Raw genomic sequence first — 18,404 nt, forward strand, 5'->3', positions numbered from 1 at the left:
CCCGGTGGGGGAGGGGCGGCGGCCCGGGACCGGGGCCGCTTGCGTCAACTCAGCTGCGGCAGCACCTCGGAGCCCAGCCGGGTGATGTTGTGCAGGGTCGCCTCACGGTCGCCGCTGCCCTCCGCGAGCAGGGCGAACCGCCGGATGCCGGTGCGCTCGGCGGTGGCCAGCAGCCGGTCGGCGCACTGCTTCGGCGTGCCCACCGCGTGCAGGTCGCAGAGGAGTTGGGTGTACTGGTGCGGGTCGCGCATCTTGCGCTCGCGGCCGTCCACGGTGCGGTGGGCGCCCAGCCCGTGCTCGAACCAGCCGGGCATCGCGTTCAGCAGGGTGGCCCGGGCGGCCGCGGTGCGGTCGTCCACCTGCGCCACCCCGGCCGCGACGTGTTGGCGGGTCACCCGGCGCAGCTGCTCCTCGCCGCGCCCGGCGGCCAGCCAGGCGGTGCGGTAGAGCTCCAGCATCCGCAGCTTGTCGTCGTCGCCGGAGTGCATGCCGAGCAGCATGGGCAGGCCGCGCTCGGCGGCCAGCTTCACCCCGCCCGGGGAGGTGCAGGCGACCACCACCGGTGGGCCGGCCGCCGGTCGTCCGGCGGTGGTGAGCTCCTCGCCCAGGCCCTCGGTGTCCTGGCGCTGCCGGGGGAAGCGCACCGGGCCGGACGGGTCGTCGAGGCCGAGCCAGCTGCCCAGCCCGGGGCGGCGCGGCGGTTCGGCGGCCTGCGGCACCACCGCCACCTCGGGGAAGGTGAACTGCGGGCCGTCCGCTCCCACCCGGGAGCCGCGCAGCCAGCGCAGCAGCAGGTCCAGCCGCTCCGGGAAGCCGTTCTCGAAGGCGTCCACGCCGCTGCCGAACACGTCCAGGTCGATCCACGGCCCGCCGCGGCCCACACCGAGCGTGAAGCGCCCGCCGGAGGTGAGGTGCAGCAGCGCGGCCTGTTCTCCGAGCGCCACCGGGTGGCTGGTGGACAGCACGCTGACGGCCGTGCCGATGCCGATCCGGCGGGTGCGGCCGAGCAGCAGTGCGGCGAGGGTCGCGGCGTTCGGGCAGACCCCGTACGGGACGAAGTGGTGCTCGGCCAGCCAGACGCTGTCCAGGCCCGCGCGTTCGGCCTCGACGGAGGCCCGGACGGTGCGCTCCAGCACCTCGCCGTGGCTCTGTCCGGGGAACTGGGCGGACAGCAGGAACGCGCCGACCCGGACCGGGGCGGTGTCCGGCGGCAACGCGCCGGCTCGCTGCGCCGCGGTCAGCGGCTCGCCCGCGACGGCGGTCAGCGGCGGGACGGAGGTCAGCGTCGGGCCTGGGGCGGGCGGCCGTACGCCGACGGGCCGGCGGGTCTCGGCGCGGGGGCTGGTCTTGGTCATCCTGGGGGCCTCCTCGGGTGCACGCAGGGTCTGCGGGCCCCGCCTGTCCCCTCGTGGGTATCCGATGTCATGTGCCAATGGCACGCTGAACCCCGAATTTCCCCGATGATCGGGTGGATCTCGGCAAAAACGCCGGACGGTCGGCCGAAGCCGTGATAGGGGCACGGCGGGGGGAAGGACACCCGTAGGCTGGAACGACTTCGAGCCCCGGAAGAGAGGCAGTCCGCCGTGCCCCGCCGCAACCGGATCAAGAGCGCCGCCCCCCGCGAGAGCGCCGAGCCGGCCGCCGCCCCGTTCGGCGGATCGCTGCGCCGTACCGAGAACTACCAGGGCGACGACTGGGTGGTGCAGACGGTCGCGGGCACATCGGGGCGGTTCTACCGTTGTCCGGGCTGCGACCAGGAGATCCCGCCCGGGGTGGGACACGTGGTGGCCTGGCCGATGCACGGCGGCGGGGTGGACGACCGGCGGCACTGGCACCGGGCGTGCTGGGGAGCGCGGGAGCGCCGGGCCTCCAACATCCTGCGGGGGCGCGGCGCTCCGCGGTACTGAGTCCGACCGCTCGATCCGACTGCTCGAACTTCCTCAGGCGTCGCGGCCCTTGAACACCAGCGCGCCGCCGACCAGGGCCGCCAGGGTCCACGCGAGGCAGATGGTGAAGCCCGCCCACGGCCCGTACGGCTGGCCGTTCTGCTGGTACACCAGCAGCACCCGCGAGCCGGCGTAGTCGGGGAAGTAGTGGGCCAGGGTCTTGACCTTCGGCACCGCCGAGAGGATCGGCGAGAGCAGGAAGAAGAACGGCACCAGCACGCCCAGCGCGAGGGTCTGGTTGTGCAGCATGGCGGTGACGCCGGCCGAGAACAGGCAGATCATCGTCAGGTACAGCGCGGCGCCGAGCACCGCGCGCAGGACGTTCGGCTCGCTCAGGCTGGTGGAGTGCGAACCCAGCAGCGCCTGGCCGACGAAGAAGGTGACGAAGGCGGTCACCAGCGAGACCGCCAGGGCGAGCGCGCCGAGCACCAGTGCCTTGCCGACGAGCAGGGTGCCGCGCTGGGGGACGGCGGCCAGGGTGACCCGGATCATGCCGCTGCTGTACTCGTTGCCGATCGCCAGCACGCCGAAGACGATGATGGCCAGTTCGCCGAGCATGATGCCGGAGAAGGCCGTGCCGGTGGCGTCGAAGGGGCTCTGGTCGTGGCGCCGGAACTCGGTGAAGTTGTTGTTGGTGAGCAGGGACAGCAGCGCGCCGATGCCCACGGTGACCACGAAGGCCAGCGCGAGGGTCCAGAGGGTGGAGCGGACGCTGCGGATCTTCGTCCACTCGGAGCGCAGGATCGCCGGGAAGGACGTCATCTCAGTTCTCCTCCTGCCGCACCGCCGCGGTCGGCCGGTTGCCGTCCGCCTTCCAGCCCGCGCCCCAGGCGCCGGGCGCCCCGGCCTCCTCGGGGCCCGGGCCGCGGCCCGCGTGGTACTCCACCGAGTCCGCCGTCATCTGCATGAACGCCTCCTCCAACGAGGCCTGCTGCGGGCTGAGTTCGTGCAGCACCACGCCGTGCGAGGCGGCCAGCTCGCCGAGGTCCGCGAGGTCGCCGTCGACCACCTCGTAGGAGCCGTCCGGTCCCGGTTCGTGCCGCAGGCCGGCTGCGGCCAGGGCGTCGAGCAGGCGCTCGGGCTGCGGGGTGCGCAGCCGTACGGCGGAGCGGGAGTTGCGCCGGATGAACTCCGGCATCGGCAGGTCGGCGAGCAGCCGGCCCTTGCCGATGACCACCAGGTGGTCGGCGGTGACGGCCATCTCGCTCATCAGGTGGGAGGAGACGAAGACCGTCCGGCCCTCGCCGGCGAGGCGCTTCATCAGGTTGCGGATCCAGAGGATGCCCTCCGGGTCCAGGCCGTTGACCGGCTCGTCGAACATGACGATCTCGGGGTCGCCGAGCAGCGCCGAGGCGATGCCCAGTCGCTGGCCCATGCCGAGCGAGAAGCCGCGGGCCCGCTTGCGGGCGACCGGGGTGAGGCCGACCAGGGCGAGCACCTCGTCCACCCGGCGCTCGGGGATCCGGTTGCTCTGGGCGAGCCAGAGCAGGTGGTCGCGGGCGGTGCGGCCGGGGTGGACGGCCTTGGCCTCCAGCAGGGCGCCGATCTTCTTGAGCGGTTCGCTGAGCTGCCCGTAGCGCTTGCCGTCGATGGTGACCCTTCCGCCGGTCGGGCGGTCCAGGTCGAGGATCATGCGCATGGTGGTGGACTTGCCCGCGCCGTTGGGGCCGAGGAAGCCGGTGACCACCCCCTGGGGGACCGTGAAGCTGAGCCGGTCCACGGCGAGCGTCTTGCCATACCGTTTCGTCAGGTCGTGCAACTCGATCATTGGCGCTCCCTTGCTCTCTGGCAGGTTAGGACAAAGCGGATAGGGCGGCCCGCTGAGTGGGCCTGCCGGTCCCACCCGAATACGGTGGGCGCATGAGCGAGCGAATCGTTGAGAGGTGCGCGTTGGGTCATGCCCGTGCCGAGCGGATCATTGAGGGATGCGCGTCGGGTCATGCCCCTGCCGAGCGTAGCGAGGCGGGCGCATGAGTCAGCCCCCTTCCACAGTTTCGGTCCGTGAGAGCGGTACCGGAAGCCCCCTCGTGCTCCTGCACGCCTTTCCGTTGAACGCCTCGATGTGGTCCGCCCAGCTGGACGCGCTGCCCGGACTGACCGGGGACGAGGTCCGGGTGCTCGCCCCCGACCAACGGGGCTTCGGAGGCACCGAGCTGGGCACGGACGAGCCCTCGCTGGACCTGGTCGCCGACGACCTGGCGCTGCTGCTGGACGCGGCCGGGATCGACCGCGCGGTGGTCGGCGGCCTCTCCATGGGCGGCTACGTCGCGCTCGCCTTCGCCCGTCGCCACCCGGACCGGCTGTCCGGCCTGCTGCTGTCCAACACCCGGGCCACCGCAGACCCCGACGCCGCCCGGGCCAACCGGGAGCGGATCGCCGCCGCCGTCACCGCCCGGGACAGCGTCCAGCTGCTGCTGGACGAGCGGGTGGCGGCAGGGCAACTCGGGCCCGGCTCCCAGCACCTGGTCGAGCGGGTGCAGGCGATGGTGGCCGCCGCCCCGCCGGCCGCCGTCGCCTGGGCCCAGCGGGCCATGGCGGCCCGTCCGGACTCCCTGGACGTCCTGGCCGGGCTCCGGGTGCCGCTCGCGGTCGTCGCGGGCGCCCTGGACGCCCTGGTGCCGCTGGAGGAGGCCGAACGGATGGTCCGGACCCGCCCGGACGCCGAGCTGACCGTCGTCCCCGGGGTGGGCCACCTCAGCGCCCTGGAGTCCCCGGGGGCGTTCGACGCCGCCGTCCGCCGGTTGCTCGCCCGGGTGGCCGCCGGATGAGCCCGGACGCGGCGGGCTGGGACTTCTCGGCCCTGGAGGTGACCGGCCGGATGCCGGTGACGAACCGTGGCGAGGGGCTGCTGGAGCTGACCCTGGAACCGCTCGGCGAGGACTACTGGATGCGCCCGGGGGAGACCTTCATCGTCACCTCGTACGGCGACTACGGGTCCGGGCACCCGTTCGAGGTGCAGTACTGGCCCGACTCGGTGTCGGTCTGGTGCACCTCCTGGTTCGGCACGGTCTCGGACGACGAGGGCAACCAGCTCAGCAGCGGGCACCAGCGGCCCGACGGGGCCTACCCCCGCTGAGCGCGTCCTGGAGGGAAAGACGCCCGAGGTGATGACGGGGAGACAGCGGACAGGCCCTCACCCGGAAGGGTGAGGGCCTGTCGCGGGACCGCGTCAGCGGCTGCGTCAGCGCGCCTGCTGGGCGGGCACGCCCATGGTGTCGTCGTTCGGCAGCGAGGCGGCGGCCACGGCCGCGCCGGTCAGCGTCGCCAGCATCTCGCGGACGTTGGTCAGCTGGGCGTTGATGCTGTCGCGACGGTTGGTCAGCGCCGCCAGCTCGCGCTCGGACTCGCTGCGGATGCGGTCCGCCTTGGCGTTGGCGTCCGCCACGATGTCCTCGGACTGGCGCTGGGCCGTCTCGACGGTCTGGCGGGCCCGGCGCTCGGCGTCGGTGCGCAGCTTCTCGGCCTCCAGGCGCAGCTGCTCGGCCCGGTGCTCGATCTCGGCGAGGCGCTTCTCGGCCTTGGCCTGACGGGCGGCCAGGTCGCGCTCGGACTGTTCCCGGCGCTTGGCCAGGTTGGTCTCGAACTCCAGCGCCGCCTGGGCGGCCTTGGTGCGGGTCTCCTCGAAGAGGGCGTCCGCCTCCTCGCGCTTGTTCTGGGCGTCCTTGTTGGCCTCGGCGCGCAGCTGGGCGGAGTCACTCTTCGCCTTGTCGACGATCCGCAGACCCTCGTCCTCCGCCTTGGCCTTGCGGTCCTTGGCGTAGTTCTCGGCCTCGGTGCGGACCTGCTGCGCGGCGGCCTCGGCCAGCTCGCGGTGCTGCTCGGCGGCGCGGTGCGCCTCGTCGCGCAGGTCCTTGGCCTCCTCCTCGGCCAGCCGCAGGATCTTCTCGACCCGGGCGCCGAGACCGGCGTAGGAGGGCTCCTGTTCGGCGACCGCCGCCTGGGCGGTCTGGGTCTCCAGGTGGAGCTCCTCGATGCGCTTCTCCAGCGCGCTGATCCGGGTCAAGGCACTGTCACGGTCGGCCACCAGCTTGGTGATCCGCTCGTCGACCTGGGCGCGCTCGTACCCACGGCGCACCAGGTCGAAGCCGTGAGGGGAGTGACTGTCGCTCATGGGACTCTGGGCTTCCTGTCGTCGAACCGCTGAGGTGGTTGAGGGAATCCTGACACGGTACCGGAGTGTCGGCGGCGAAATGCCGTTCTCTCACGGACAATGACCGCCAATGTCCGCTCAATCGGGTGGTGCGTTCTTGGAGCGATTGCCACCCGACCGAGGGGAGCCAACTCCGGCACCGGCCTTGGCGCCCCCGTCCTTCTTGGTGTTGCTTCCCCCGTTGGTCTGGGCGACCGGTGACGGTGCCTCGAACGCCTCCAGCGCCGACAGCACGTCCTGGACCCTGGAGATCTCGGTGTTGATGTCCTTGCGGCGGCGCACCAGCTCGTCCAGCTCCCGCCGGCCCTCGTCGGTGACCCGCTTGGCCTCGGCCTTCGCCTCGGCGATCAGCCGCTCGGCCTCCGCCTTCGCCAGCTCGATCTGCTCGTCCGCGGTGCGGTCGGCGTCGTGCAGCCGCTTCTCCGCCTCGGTCGCCGCGCTGTCGAGCCGCTCCTCGGCCTCCGTCTCGGCCGACGCCAGCTTGGCCTCGGCCTTCTCGATCAGCGCCTCGGCGCGGTCGGTGGAGTTGGCGAGCTTGGTCTCCGCCTCCTTGAGCAGGCCCTCCGCCTTGCGGACGGCGGACAGCCGGACCTTGCTGGCCTCCGCGGAGGCCTCCGAGGTGAGCTCGGCGGCCCGGTCCTCGGCGGCTGCGACCAGGGCGGCGGCCCGGTCCTCGGCCTCGGCGACGGTGGCCACCGCCTGCTCCTCGGCCTCCGTCAGCTGCTCCTGAGCGGCCGTCACCAGCGCGTCCACCCGCTCGCCGGCCGACTTCATGGCCGCGGCGTTCTCCTTGCGGGCCCGCTCGTGCAGCGCCTCCACCTCGGCGTCGGTGCGCTCGCGCAGTTCCTCGGCGCGCTCGCGGATCGCGGTGGCGTCCCGGCGGGCCTCGGCGAGCAGGGCGTCCGCGTCGGAACGGCCCTTCTCGACCTCGGCCTGACCGGCGGCCTCGCCGGCCGCGACCAGCCGGTCGGCCTCCTTGCGCGCGGCGGCGACCATCGCGTCCGCCTGCTCCTCGGCGGCGGCGGTGGTGGCCAGCGCGGTGGTCTGGGCGTCCTCGCCGAGCGCCTCCGCGTCCGCGAAGGCCTTCTCCAGGACGGACTTGGCCCGGTCCCGGGTGGCCTTGTCGAACTGCTCGGCGGCCTCCCGGGTCTCCGCGTCGTAGGCGTCGGCGCGGGTGCGGGTGGCGGCGTCGTACTCGTCGGCCAGGGTGCGGGTGGCGAGGGCGTACTCCTCGGCCTCGGCGCGCAGCCCGGCGGCCAGCTCCTCGGCCTCGGCGACGGTCCGGGCGGCCTGGGCCTCCGCCTCGGCCACCGTACGGGCGGCCTGGGCGTCGGCGTCCGCGCGCAGCTGCTCGGCGGCCTCCTGGGCGGCGCGCAGTTCGGCCTCGGCGTCGGCGCGCAGCTGCTCGTCGTAGGCCTGGGCCTCGGCGCGCTGACGGCCGAGTTCGGCCTCGGCGGCCTCGCGTACGGCCGCGAGCTCCAGCTCGGTCTGCTCGCGCAGGGCCGTGGTCTCGGCCTCGGTCCGGGCGCGCAGATCGGCGCTGTACGCGTCGGCGGCCTCGTGCTGCTCGGCGCTGTACCTCTCGGCCGCCTCGCGCTGCTCGGCGGTCTCCCGCTCGGCGAGGGCGCGGACCTCGGCGGCGTCCTGCTCGGCCCGGTCGCGGGTGTCCGCGGCCTCCTGCTCGGCGGTGGCCCGCAGCGCGGCGATCTGCTCGGCGGCGGCCTCGTGCAGGCCGGCGACCGACTGGCGGACCTCGGCGGCCTCCTCCTCGGCGGTGGCGACCAGCTCGGCGCCCTCCGCCCTGGCAGCGGCGACCACGTCCTCGCCGTCGGCCCGGGCCTGCTCCAGGACGGCGGTGGCCTCGGCGCGGATGCCGTCGGCGGTGGCGCGTGCCTCGGACAGCTCCCGGCCGGCCTCGGCCCGTACGGTCTCGGCCTGCTCGTTGGCCAGCGCCAGCTCGGCGGCGGCCTTCTCGCGGGTCGCCTTGGCGTCCTGGGCGGCCTCCGCCCGGCGCTGCTCGGCGGCGGCCGTGGCCTGCTCCAGCAGCTCGTCGGCCTCGGTGCGGCGGTCGACGGCGTACTGCTCGACCTCGGCGCGCACCTCGGTGGCGTGCCGTTCGACCTCGGCCCGCAGCTCGGTGGCGTGCTGTTCGGCTTCGGTGCGGACGCGGTCGGCGTAGGCCTCGGCGTTCTCGCGCTGCTGGGTGGTCTCCTGCTGGGCGAGGGCGCGCAGTTCGGCGGCGGCCTGTTCGGCCTGGGCGCGCTGCTCGGCGGCGTACCGGTCGGCGTCCTCGCGCAGCTCGGTCGTCTCGGCGGCGGTGCGCTCGGCGAGTTCGGTGGCGTGCTGTTCGGCTTCGGTGCGGACGCGGTCGGCGTAGGCCTCGGCGTTCTCGCGCTGCTGGGTGGTCTCCTGCTGGGCGAGGGCGCGCAGTTCGGCGGCGGCCTGTTCGGCCTGGGCGCGCTGCTCGGCGGCGTACCGGTCGGCGCTCTCGCGCAGCTCGGTCGTCTCCCGGTCGGCGCTCTCGCGCTGCTCGGCGGCGTACCGGTCGGCGGCCGCGCGGACCTCGGCGGTCTCGGCGGCGGTGCGCTCGGTCAGCTCGGCGGCGGCCTGCTCGGCCTGCTCGCGGGCGGCCCGGGCGCCGGCCAGCTGCTCGGCGGTCTCCTCGCGCTCGCGCCGCAGCCCGGCGGCGGCCTCCTCGTGCTCGCGCCGGCTCTCCTCGCGCAGCGCGTTCGCGGCGGCCTCGGCCTCGGCCCGGGTGCGGGCGGCCTCGGTGTCGGCCTCGGTGCGCACCCGCTCGGCGTCGGCGACCGCGGCGTCCCGGACGGCGTTCGCCTCGGCCTGGGCGTCGGCGGTCAGGGCCTGAGCGGCGGCGCTCGCCTCGGACCGCACCCGCTGGTCGAACTCGGCGGCCTCGCGCCGGAGTTCGGCGGTCTCGCGCTCGGCGGCGGTCCGGTTCTCGGCGGCGGCGGCCTTGGCGGCGGCCAGGGCGTCCTGGCCCTGCTGCTCGGCCGCGGTGGTGATCTTCTCGGCCTCGGCCCGGGCCCGGGCGAGGGTCTGCTCGGCCCGCCCCTGGGTCTCGGCGGCCTGCTCCTGGGCCTGCTCGCGCAGCCGCTCGATCTCCCCGGCCGCGCCCGCGCGCAGCTCGTCCGCGTCGGCCTTGGCCTTGGTGAGCAGCTCCTCGGCGTTCTTCGCCGACTCCTCGATCTGCAGGACGGCCTGGCGGCGGGCCTCGCTGCGGGAGCGGTCGGCCTCGGCGGCGGCCTGGGCGCGCAGCTCCTCGGCTTCGGCCCGCAGCCGGGCCGCCTCGTCCTGCATCTGCTCGATGCGCTCGCGGATCGCGGCGGCGTCGTCCAGGGCGGCGTTCTGGGCCTGCTCGACGGCGGCCTGGGCCTGCTCGCGCAGCCGCTGGGCCTCGGCCCGGGCCTCGGCGCGGATCCGCTCGGCCTCGGTGGCGGCCTCGCCGCGCGCGGCCTCGGCGTCCTGGTTGGCCCGGCCGAGCACCTCCTCGGCGGTCTTGGCGGCCTTGGCGAGGTGGACGGTGGCGTCCTTGGCACCGGCCGCCCGGCCCGCCTCCTCGGCCTCCCCGCGCAGCCGCTGGGCGTCGGCCTCGGCCTGCGCCCGCAGCTCGGCCACGTCCCGCTCGGCCTGGGCGCGCAGCTCGGCGATCGCGGCCTCGGCCTCGGCCTTCAGCTGGGCGGCGACCGACTCGGCGGTGGCCCGCAGCCGCTCGCCCTCCTCGGCGGCGGCGGCCTTGGCGGCGTCCGCCTCGGCCTGCCTGGTGGCCGCCTCGGCCCGGACGGCCTCGGCCTCGGCGCGGATCGCCTCGGACTCCTTGGTGGCCTGGGCGACCAGACGGGCGATCTCGGCCCGGGCGGTCTGCGAGCGCTGCTCGGTGGCGGCCTCGCCGTCGGCGACCTTGCGCTCGGCGGCGGCCTCGGCGTCGGCCTGGAGCTGCTCGGCGGCCTGCTCCGCCTGGGCGCGCAGCTCGGCGGCCTCCCGGCGGGTGCGCTCGGCCTCGGCGATCGCCTCGGCGCGCAGCCGCTCTATCTCGGTCTTCGCGGCGCCGAGCTGCTGCTCGGCGCGGGCCTGCTCGGCGGCGGCCTGCTCCTTGAGCCGGCCGATCTCGGCCTGTGCGGCGGCCAGCTGCTGCTCGGCGGCGGCATGGGCGGCGGCCAGCTCCTGCTGGGCCTGGCCGCGGGCGGCGTCCACGTCGGCGGCGGCCTGGGCGCCGGCCTGCTGGGCGTGCTCGGACGCGGCGCGCAGCAGGCGCTCGGCGTCGCTCTGGGCCTTCTGCAGCGCGGCCTCGGCGGCGGCCTGGGCCTCGCCGCGGGCGGCGTCCACGTCGGCGGCGGTCTGGGCGCGGGCGTGGTCGGAGAGGGCGGCGGCCTCGGCGCGGGCCGCGGCGACCATCCGCTCGGCCTCGGCGCGCGCCTCCTGCAGCAGGCGCTGGGCCTCCTGCTCGGAGCCGGTCCGGGTCTGCTCGGCCCAGCCGTTGACGTGCTGCTCGGCGGAGCGGCGCAGCTCGGTGAGCTCCTCCTCCAGCTGGCGGCGGCGGGCGGTGAGCTCGGCCTCCAGTCGGGCGGTGCGCTCGGCGGCCTCGGCCATGATCCGCTGGGTGGCGGCCTGGGAGTCGCGCAGCTGGCGCTCGGCGTCCGCGCGCATCTGCTGGGCCTGCATCTCGGCGGTGCGGAGCATCTGCTCGGCCTGGCCGGAGACGGCGTCGAAGGCGCGCGGCTGGGCGAGCATGCGCCGGGACTCGTGCAGCTTGGCCCGGAGCACCTCCACCTGGTAGGCGAGGTCCTCGGCATGCTCGACTGCCTTGTCCCGCTCCTTCCGAGTCCGACCCATCTCGGCCTCGAACTGGGAGAGGTGATCGTCAACCTCGTAGCGGTCGTTGCCCCGCACTCCGCGGTCCCATCCATCTCCTGGTCGCGTCCTCGACCCGGCCGGTCCGGGGCGCCCCTGTCCGGGGTGCCGGTCCGACTGGTCCTTGCATCCGCGGCCACCGGACGACCCCGTGCCAAGCCGGGGGCGTCCGCCGCGGTCGTCGGAGTCCTGGCCGCGGGAGCGCGGGGGTGCCGCGTTCCCCCGTCCGGGTGGACTCCTGGGCGAACTCTTGCCTGTGGAGAATGGTGACAGATCCGTCTTGCGACTGCTCAGCCGTGCCCGCGTACTGGACTCCCCTGCGACGGGCCGACCACCGGAGGGCGGACAGGCCTGTCATCGGCCGTGCCCGTCGCCTCCGTCCCCCGGATTCGTCGCGCACCTGGGCATTGTAGTGGGCGCGCACCGCGGGGGAATGGCCGCGTGGTGGTTTTCCGGCTGCCCGACCAGGTTACTGACGGGTCGCTAGGACCTCTTCGGGCCGGAACGGCCGGTGTCGGGCGGTTCTCAGTGCCCTCCGTCCTCGGTGGACCGGGCGGACGTGACCAGCTCGGTCAGCACCCCGCCGCAGTCCTTCGGGTGCAGGAAGGTGATCCGCGAACCCATCGAGCCGGTCCGCGGCTCGTCGTAGAGGACCCGGACGCCCTTGCCGCGGATGGCCTCGGCGTCGCCGTCCACGTCGGCGGTGCCGAAGGCGATGTGGTGCACGCCCTCGCCGTTCTTCTCCAGCCACTTGGCGACGGTGGAGTCCGGCCGGGTCGGCTCCAGCAGCTGGAGGTACGAGGCGCCGCCGTCGTCCGTCCCGTTGATCCGGAGCATCGCCTCGCGGACGCCCTGCTCCTCGTTGACCTCGCTGTGGAACACCTCGAAGCCGTAGGTGGCGCGGTAGAACTCGACCGTCTTGTCGAGGTCTCGGCAGGCGATGCCGATGTGGTCGATACGGGTCAGCACGGCGACCTCCAGGGCGTGGACGGAAAGTGGACCCAGTGCAGCGTACGGGCCCGAGCCCGCGCCAGTGCCGGACGTGCGAGCCTGCTCACACGCGGACTTCCACCCGAACGTTCACCCGGACCGCGTTGACACGGTGTTGACTGGACGGTGCCAGTGCGCTCGATCACACCGTCGCTCCGGTGACGGGCGGAAAACGGGTCAGTACCCTGAGCGCATCCTCACCTGGCCACGACGTGCGAAGGGGCCCGTCCCATGACCAACACCACCTCTGTGATCGTTGCCGGTGCGCGGACCCCGATGGGTCGCCTGCTCGGCTCCCTCAAGGGTTTCTCCGGTGCCGACCTCGGCGGCTTCGCGATCAAGGGCGCGCTGGAGCGGGCCGGGATCACGGGGGAGCAGGTCCAGTACGTGATCATGGGCCAGGTGCTGCAGGCCGGCGCCGGCCAGATCCCGGCCCGCCAGGCCGCCGTCAAGGCCGGCATCCCGATGAACGTCCCGGCGCTGACCATCAACAAGGTCTGCCTCTCCGGCCTCGACGCGATCGCCCTGGCCGACCAGCTGATCCGGGCCGGCGAGTTCGACATCGTGGTGGCCGGCGGCCAGGAGTCCATGACCAACGCCCCGCACCTGCTGCCGAAGTCCCGCGAGGGCTACAAGTACGGCGCCGTCGAGGTGCTCGACGCCATGGCGTACGACGGCCTGACCGACGCCTACGAGAACATCCCGATGGGCGAGTCCACCGAGAAGCACAACACCCGCCTGGGCATCCCGCGCGAGGTGCAGGACGAGATCGCCGCCGCCTCCCACCAGCGGGCCGCCAAGGCGCAGGCCGACGGCGTCTTCGACGCCGAGATCGTCCCGGTCGCCATCCCGCAGCGCAAGGGCGAGCCGGTGCTGTTCAGCCAGGACGAGGGCATCCGCGCCGACACCACCGTCGAGGGCCTGGCCAGGCTGCGCCCGGCCTTCACCAAGGACGGCACCATCACCGCCGGCACCTCCTCGCAGATCTCCGACGGCGCCGCCGCCGTGGTCGTGATGAGCAAGGCCAAGGCCGAGGAGCTGGGCCTCACCTGGATCGCCGAGATCGGCGCGCACGGCAACGTGGCCGGCCCGGACAACTCGCTCCAGTCGCAGCCGTCCAATGCGATCAGGCACGCGCTGGGCAAGGAGGGCCTGGAGGTCTCCGACCTCGATCTGATCGAGATCAACGAGGCCTTCGCGGCCGTCGCCCACCAGTCGATGAAGGACCTGGGCGTCTCCTCCGACATCGTCAACGTCAACGGCGGCGCGATCGCGCTCGGCCACCCGATCGGCATGTCCGGCGCCCGCGTGGTGCTCACCCTCGCGCTGGAGCTGCAGCGCCGCGGCGGCGGGGTCGGCGCGGCCGCGCTGTGCGGCGGCGGCGGCCAGGGCGACGCGCTGATCGTGCGCGTGCCGAGGGCCTGATCGACGCTCTGACCTCGGGGCTGCGGACCGCCACAAGTGGTCCGCGGCCCCTTGGGGCTTCCAGGCCCCTCGGCATCTGCGCAAGGAGACCCTGATGATCGATGTCGCCACGCTGGTCGAGCAGGCCCGGGAGGGCCGGCCGCGGGCGGTCGCCCGGCTGATCACGCTGGTCGAGAACGCCGCCCCGCAGCTGCGGGAGGCGATGGCCGCACTGGCGCCGTACACCGGTCAGGCCTACACCGTGGGCCTGACCGGCTCGCCCGGGGTCGGCAAGTCCACCTCCACCTCGGCGCTGGTCTCCGCCTACCGGCGGCTCGGCAAGCGGGTCGGGGTGCTCGCCGTCGACCCGTCCTCGCCGTTCTCCGGCGGGGCGCTGCTGGGCGACCGGGTCCGGATGCAGGACCACGCGACCGACCCGGAGGTGTTCATCCGCTCGATGGCCACCCGCGGGCACCTCGGCGGGCTGTCCTGGGCGGCGCCGCAGGCGCTGCGGGTGCTGGACGCGGCCGGGTGCGAGGTGATCCTGGTCGAGACCGTGGGCGTGGGCCAGTCCGAGGTCGAGATCGCCGCCCAGGCGGACACCGCCGTGGTGCTGCTGGCCCCCGGGATGGGAGACGGCATCCAGGCCGCCAAGGCGGGCATCCTGGAGATCGGCGACGTCTTCGTGGTCAACAAGGCCGACCGGGACGGCGCCGACGCCACCGCCCGGGAGCTGAACCACATGCTGGGCCTCGGCGAGGTCCGCGAGCCGGGGGACTGGCGCCCGCCGATCGTCAAGACCGTCGCGGCGCGCGGCGAGGGAGTGGACGAGGTGGTGGAGGCGCTGGAGAAGCACCGCGCCTGGCTGGAGGAGCACGGCGAACTGGCCGCGCGCCGCCGCCGCCGGGCCGCCCAGGAGATCGAGGCCATCGCCCTGGCCGAACTGCGGGCCCGGATCGGCGACCTCTCCGGCGACCGCCTCCTGGCCGGCCTCGCCGAACGCGTGGCCACCGGAGCGCTCGACCCCTACGGCGCGGCCGACGAACTCGTCGCCGGCCTGACCGCCGGCTGATCACGGCGGCTCACCGGGCTCACCTGCGCGCGGGAAGTCGGCCCGGCCGACTTCCCGCGCGCAGGTGAGGGCGCTACGAGCGGCCGCGGAGGCCGCGGAGGTGCTCGGCGACGGGGGCCAGGGCCTCGTAGATGGCGTCGAGCTGGTCCGGGGTGAAGCGGTCGATGAAGTGGGCCCGGACGCTGCGGACGTGGTCGGGGGCGACCCGCTGCATGGTCTCCCAGCCCTGTTCGGTTAGGTGGGCGTAGAGGCCGCGGCGGTCGCCGGGGCACTCCTGACGCAGCACCAGGCCGGCGTTCTCCATGCGGGTGATCTGGTGGGAGAGCCGGCTCTTGGACTGCAGGGTGGCGGTCGCGAGGTCGGTCATCCGCATCCGGTGGTCGGGCGCCTCGGAGAGCACGACCAGGATCTCGTAGTCGTTGATCGCCAGGTTGTGGGGCTGGAGTTCGCGGCTGAGCTGGTAGTCCAGCAGCTTGGCGACCTCCAGATGGGCGCGCCACATCCGCTGCTCCCTGGCGGTCAGCCAGGGAGTCTCCTCCTCGGGCTGCGGCTCAGGGGTGTCCGCAGTGTCGATCGTGTGCGTATCCATGGGACCCAGCATAGCGGATTTAGTTCAATGTTGTACAAATTTACAGGCCGAAACGCCGGCCGAGTTCGCCCAGGTTACCGAGGCCCGGCGGGTTGGGGTGGCCGCCGCCGTGGCCGGGCTGGGGCGGGACCCCGCCGCCCGGCACACCCGCCTCGGCGTCCACCCGGCCCACCGACCGCTCGGCCATCAGCTGCTCGCTCGACTGCACCAGCACCTGCCCGGCGCCGATGAACTCGAACTGGTGCTCCTCGCCGGAGGCGCCGCCGATGCCGGTCAGCCGCCGCAGGCCGCCGACCACCCCGTGCAGGTAGTCGTGGTCGTAGTGGTGGCACGGCGCCGGGCAGTCCGCCCAGCCGACCAGCGCCTGCGGGTCCACCCGGACCGGCGGCTCCACGAAGTGCACCGGCCCGTTGGAGGCGGCGACGAAGCGGCCGGTGCCGATCAGGGTCAGGAAGCCCGGGATGATCGACTGCTTGAGCCGCAGCGTCGGGTCGAAGGCGAGCAGGTTGCCGGAGCGGACGGTCAGGTTGCCGTCGTCCAGGTCGTAGGAGTTGAGGTCGTACGCGCGGTCCGCCAGCAGCAGCTTGCCGCTGCCCTGGGCGACCACCCAGTCCGCCGCGTGCAGCGGCGAGTTGAAGTGCTGGCCGAGCACCCGGTCGACCATTCCGGCGCCGACGCCGCGGAAGGTGATGTCGCCGTAGTAGGCGACCATCTTGCCCTTCTGCAGGAAGTAGGAGCCGTTCAGGTCGACGGCGAAGGCGTACGGGTTGACGTTGTCGTTGGCCGGCAGGGTGTAGGCGTCGTGCACCACCGGCCCCGCGCCGCCGTGGGTGGTCGGCAGCGGTGCCGGCGGGCCGCCGAACTGCTCCTGGGCGTAGGCCGGTTGGGGTTGCGGCTGGTAGCCGGGCGGCGGGGGAGGGGGTGGCGGGTAGTCGGAGGAGCGGCCGTGGACCGGCGGCACCGGCGGCACCGTGAAGCCCGGCTGGGTCGGCTGGTCGTGCGGCGACTGCCCGTACGGCACCTGCGGCGGCTGCGGCGGGTAGGACATCAGAGCTTCTCCTCGCTCGCCTGGACGTACACCGTGCCCTGCCCGGACAGCTCCAGCTGGAACGCCTCGCCCGAGCCGCGGCCGATCATCTCGCGCCAACCGATCGCGGTGGACAGCTTGTTGCGCACCTCACCACGGTGCGCCACGTACGCCTGCGGGTCGACGTGCACCGACTGGCCGGGGGTGATCGGCAGCTCGAAGACCCCGCCGTGGGCCATCACCGCGACCGAGCCGTGGCCCTCCAGCCGGGTGGTGAACAGGCCCTGCCCGCTGACCTGGCCGCGGACCATGCCCATCACCCCGCCCTGCGAACCGAGGAACACGGTGGACTGCCGCAGCGTGCCCTCGAAGGCGAGCAGCCGGTCCGCCTCGACGAACAGGGTGTCGCCGGTCAGGTCGATCACGTGGACGTGGTGGCCGCCGTGGCCGAACATCACCCGGCCCTGGCCCTCGACGGTCATCAGCGGGGTGTCCTCGTTGGCGACCCGGCGGCCGATCATCGACATCACCCCGCCCTGACCGCCGGTGATGTTCGGGGTGAACCGGACGTCACCGGTGTACCCGAGCATCGCCCCGCGCTGGCTGAACAGCCGCTGGCCGGGCACCACCTGGGCCTCGACCATCTTCCCGTTGATCCGGGTGAAGCCCATCAGACGTCACCCCCGACGGTGACCTTCTCGGAGGGCTGGACGTACACCAGGCCCTCGCCGGTGAACTCGATCTGGACGGCCTCGCCGCCGCCCTCGCCGATCACCGTGGTCCAGCCCGCGCCCGACTTCAGGCTGCGGTGCAGGCTGCCGGTGTGCGCGACGTACGCGCCCGGGTCGACCCGCAGCGGCATGTCCTTGCCGACCCGCAGGATGACCGCCGGGCCGTTGGAGGTGACGGCGGCCCAGCCGTGGCCCTCCACCTTGGTGGTGAAGAGCCCGTTGCCGGAGGAGACGCCGTTCAGCCCGGTGAAGCTGGTGCCGGTGTGCAGGCCCGACTCGGTGCAGAGCAGGTTGTCCGCCTCGACGTAGAGCGTCTCCCCGTCGAGGCGGACCAGGTTGATCTCGGTGGCCTTGTCGGCGAAGTAGCAGGTGCCCTGCCCCTTCACCTCCATGACGGTCATCCGTTCGCCGGTGAGTCTGCGGGCGACCATGCCCCGCAGGCCGTCCCCGCCGCCGGTCAGCTTCTTGAAGGTCATCTGGCCCGTGTAGGCGACCATCGAGCCGTGCCGGGCCTTGACGGCGTCGCCGCCCAACTCGACGGCGAGCACCCGCGATCCCTGGAGTCTGAACTGTGCCACGGCCGCAATCTAGCTTCCGCCGGGGCGGCCGGGCGAGAGGGCGCGGCTCAACCGGTACGGACCCGGGACAATCGTCCGGGTCAGGAGCGCGCGTGCGCCCCGTGGCCGTGGCCGGGCCGGGGGACGGTGCCGGCCGCCTCCTCGACCTCCAGCAGCGAGGCCGAGTGGCGCTCCGCCTCGAAGGCCACCACGCCGCCGCGCAGGCCGAACAGCCGCTTGGAGAGCATGATCCAGAGCACCGCCGCGATGTTCAGCAGCAGGGTGCAGATCTTCACCGCGCTGACGTGCTCGTGCAGCTCGTAGCCCTCCAGCGGGAGGAAGGCGGCCGTGGCGACCACGGTCAGGTACTCGGCCCAGCGCCGGCCCAGCCAGAGGCCGACCGCCTCGACGATCTCGATCAGCGCGTAGGCGATCATCGCGCCCGCGACGACCAGCAGGGTCTTCTTCTGGTAGCCGAAGGTCTTGCGGATCGTCTCGACGATCGGGGCGTGGTCGAGGTCCCAGTGGAAGTGGTCGGCGACCGGCTTGAAGACCGTGAGGTCCTCGTCGAAGACGCGCTGCACGGCCTCCTGGCTGTTGGAGAACTTCCAGACACCCCAGGCCATCAGGATGATGATCACGCCGCGCAGCACCCGCTCGACGGCCAGGAAGCGCAGGATGAAGAGGTCCCGGAGCGCCTTGCCGCGCGGCACCAGCGGGGCGTTCGCCGCCGGGCCGGACCCGTGCGGGGCGCCGAGCGCGAAGTCGCCGCAGCGAAGACAGCGCCAGGCGTCGCCGACGGCGGTGGCGGCGTGCAGCCGGGAGGCCAGCTCGGGCTCGGTCGGCGCGTAGGTGATGTGGCCGCGCTTGGCGCAGGTCCTGCGGTCCCAGTCGCGCTTGAACATGTGGTGACTACCCCCGTGTGCGGTGCCGGTGGCGCCCGGTTCGGTGGGCGCGCGGGCAGCAGGATAGGGGGTGCGGGCGACGCCCTGCTGCGTCCGGCGCGGTTCTGCGGCGCGGCTGTGACATCCGGCACGGTGGCCACCCCCGGCCCGGGGCCCGGACGTGTGCT

At 73.8% G+C, this 18,404-nt stretch carries 16 protein-coding genes; 5 read left to right on the top strand and 11 right to left on the bottom strand.

What is annotated here, in order from left to right:
- Nucleotides 1–44: 44 nt before the first annotated feature.
- The gene (locus ACH4J0_RS22800) at nt 45–1,355 is read right to left on the bottom strand and encodes an LLM class flavin-dependent oxidoreductase (RefSeq protein WP_396242340.1); all 1,311 of its coding nucleotides are present in this window, start codon (nt 1,353–1,355) and stop codon (nt 45–47) included.
- 228 nt (nt 1,356–1,583) lie between these two features.
- On the opposite strand from ACH4J0_RS22800, the gene ACH4J0_RS22805 reads away from it, so the two are divergent.
- Complete coding sequence (locus ACH4J0_RS22805) at nt 1,584–1,907, top strand: ATP/GTP-binding protein (protein WP_396242341.1); 324 nt, start codon at nt 1,584–1,586, stop codon at nt 1,905–1,907.
- 33 nt (nt 1,908–1,940) lie between these two features.
- Here ACH4J0_RS22805 and ACH4J0_RS22810 read toward each other — a convergent pair whose 3' ends face one another.
- A complete protein-coding gene (locus tag ACH4J0_RS22810) occupies nt 1,941–2,708 on the bottom strand; it encodes an ABC transporter permease subunit (RefSeq protein WP_396242342.1) in 768 nt (255 codons plus the stop codon).
- A gap of 1 nt (nt 2,709) precedes the next feature.
- On the bottom strand, nt 2,710–3,714 hold the full coding sequence (locus ACH4J0_RS22815; RefSeq protein WP_396242343.1) for an ABC transporter ATP-binding protein: 1,005 nt from the start codon (nt 3,712–3,714) through the stop codon (nt 2,710–2,712).
- A gap of 259 nt (nt 3,715–3,973) precedes the next feature.
- On the opposite strand from ACH4J0_RS22815, the gene ACH4J0_RS22820 reads away from it, so the two are divergent.
- Entirely contained in the window at nt 3,974–4,714 is a 741-nt protein-coding gene (locus ACH4J0_RS22820; protein WP_396242344.1) for an alpha/beta fold hydrolase, read from the top strand.
- Entirely contained in the window at nt 4,711–5,022 is a 312-nt protein-coding gene (locus ACH4J0_RS22825; protein ID WP_396242345.1) for a hypothetical protein, read from the top strand. Before ACH4J0_RS22820 ends, ACH4J0_RS22825 begins: the two co-directional genes overlap by 4 nt.
- A gap of 105 nt (nt 5,023–5,127) precedes the next feature.
- Here ACH4J0_RS22825 and ACH4J0_RS22830 read toward each other — a convergent pair whose 3' ends face one another.
- The 3 genes from ACH4J0_RS22830 to mce form a co-directional block, all read right to left on the bottom strand.
- Nucleotides 5,128–6,057, bottom strand: a complete 930-nt coding sequence (locus ACH4J0_RS22830; protein WP_396242346.1) for a cellulose-binding protein — start codon at nt 6,055–6,057, stop codon at nt 5,128–5,130.
- A 117-nt stretch (nt 6,058–6,174) separates the two neighbouring features.
- On the bottom strand, nt 6,175–11,001 hold the full coding sequence (locus ACH4J0_RS22835) for a hypothetical protein (protein ID WP_396242347.1): 4,827 nt from the start codon (nt 10,999–11,001) through the stop codon (nt 6,175–6,177).
- Nucleotides 11,002–11,487: 486 nt separating this feature from the next.
- Nucleotides 11,488–11,931, bottom strand: a complete 444-nt coding sequence (mce, locus tag ACH4J0_RS22840) for a methylmalonyl-CoA epimerase (RefSeq protein ID WP_396242348.1) — start codon at nt 11,929–11,931, stop codon at nt 11,488–11,490.
- Nucleotides 11,932–12,183: 252 nt separating this feature from the next.
- Here mce and ACH4J0_RS22845 point away from each other — a divergent pair, with 252 nt between their 5' ends.
- Both ACH4J0_RS22845 and meaB read left to right on the top strand, forming a co-directional pair.
- Complete coding sequence (locus tag ACH4J0_RS22845) at nt 12,184–13,377, top strand: acetyl-CoA C-acetyltransferase (RefSeq protein WP_396242349.1); 1,194 nt, start codon at nt 12,184–12,186, stop codon at nt 13,375–13,377.
- Between the two features lie 94 nt (nt 13,378–13,471).
- A complete protein-coding gene (gene meaB, locus ACH4J0_RS22850) occupies nt 13,472–14,428 on the top strand; it encodes a methylmalonyl Co-A mutase-associated GTPase MeaB (RefSeq protein ID WP_396242350.1) in 957 nt (318 codons plus the stop codon).
- Nucleotides 14,429–14,501: 73 nt separating this feature from the next.
- Here meaB and ACH4J0_RS22855 read toward each other — a convergent pair whose 3' ends face one another.
- From ACH4J0_RS22855 to ACH4J0_RS22875, 5 genes are all read right to left on the bottom strand, one after another.
- Nucleotides 14,502–15,017, bottom strand: a complete 516-nt coding sequence (locus tag ACH4J0_RS22855) for a MarR family winged helix-turn-helix transcriptional regulator (protein WP_396242351.1) — start codon at nt 15,015–15,017, stop codon at nt 14,502–14,504.
- A gap of 40 nt (nt 15,018–15,057) precedes the next feature.
- Nucleotides 15,058–15,858 carry an AIM24 family protein gene (locus ACH4J0_RS22860; protein WP_396242382.1) on the bottom strand — a complete coding sequence of 267 codons (801 nt, stop codon included), beginning with the start codon at nt 15,856–15,858 and terminating at the stop codon, nt 15,058–15,060.
- A gap of 206 nt (nt 15,859–16,064) precedes the next feature.
- Nucleotides 16,065–16,715, bottom strand: coding sequence for an AIM24 family protein (locus ACH4J0_RS22865; protein WP_396242352.1), 651 nt, complete (start codon nt 16,713–16,715; stop codon nt 16,065–16,067).
- Nucleotides 16,715–17,353, bottom strand: coding sequence for an AIM24 family protein (locus ACH4J0_RS22870; protein ID WP_396242353.1), 639 nt, complete (start codon nt 17,351–17,353; stop codon nt 16,715–16,717). The genes ACH4J0_RS22865 and ACH4J0_RS22870 overlap by 1 nt, the downstream gene beginning before the upstream one ends.
- 80 nt (nt 17,354–17,433) lie before the next feature.
- Nucleotides 17,434–18,237 carry a DUF2127 domain-containing protein gene (locus tag ACH4J0_RS22875; protein ID WP_396242354.1) on the bottom strand — a complete coding sequence of 268 codons (804 nt, stop codon included), beginning with the start codon at nt 18,235–18,237 and terminating at the stop codon, nt 17,434–17,436.
- Nucleotides 18,238–18,404: the final 167 nt, after the last annotated feature.

This window comes from Kitasatospora sp. NPDC017646 (assembly GCF_044329365.1).
Taxonomy (GTDB): domain Bacteria; phylum Actinomycetota; class Actinomycetes; order Streptomycetales; family Streptomycetaceae; genus Kitasatospora.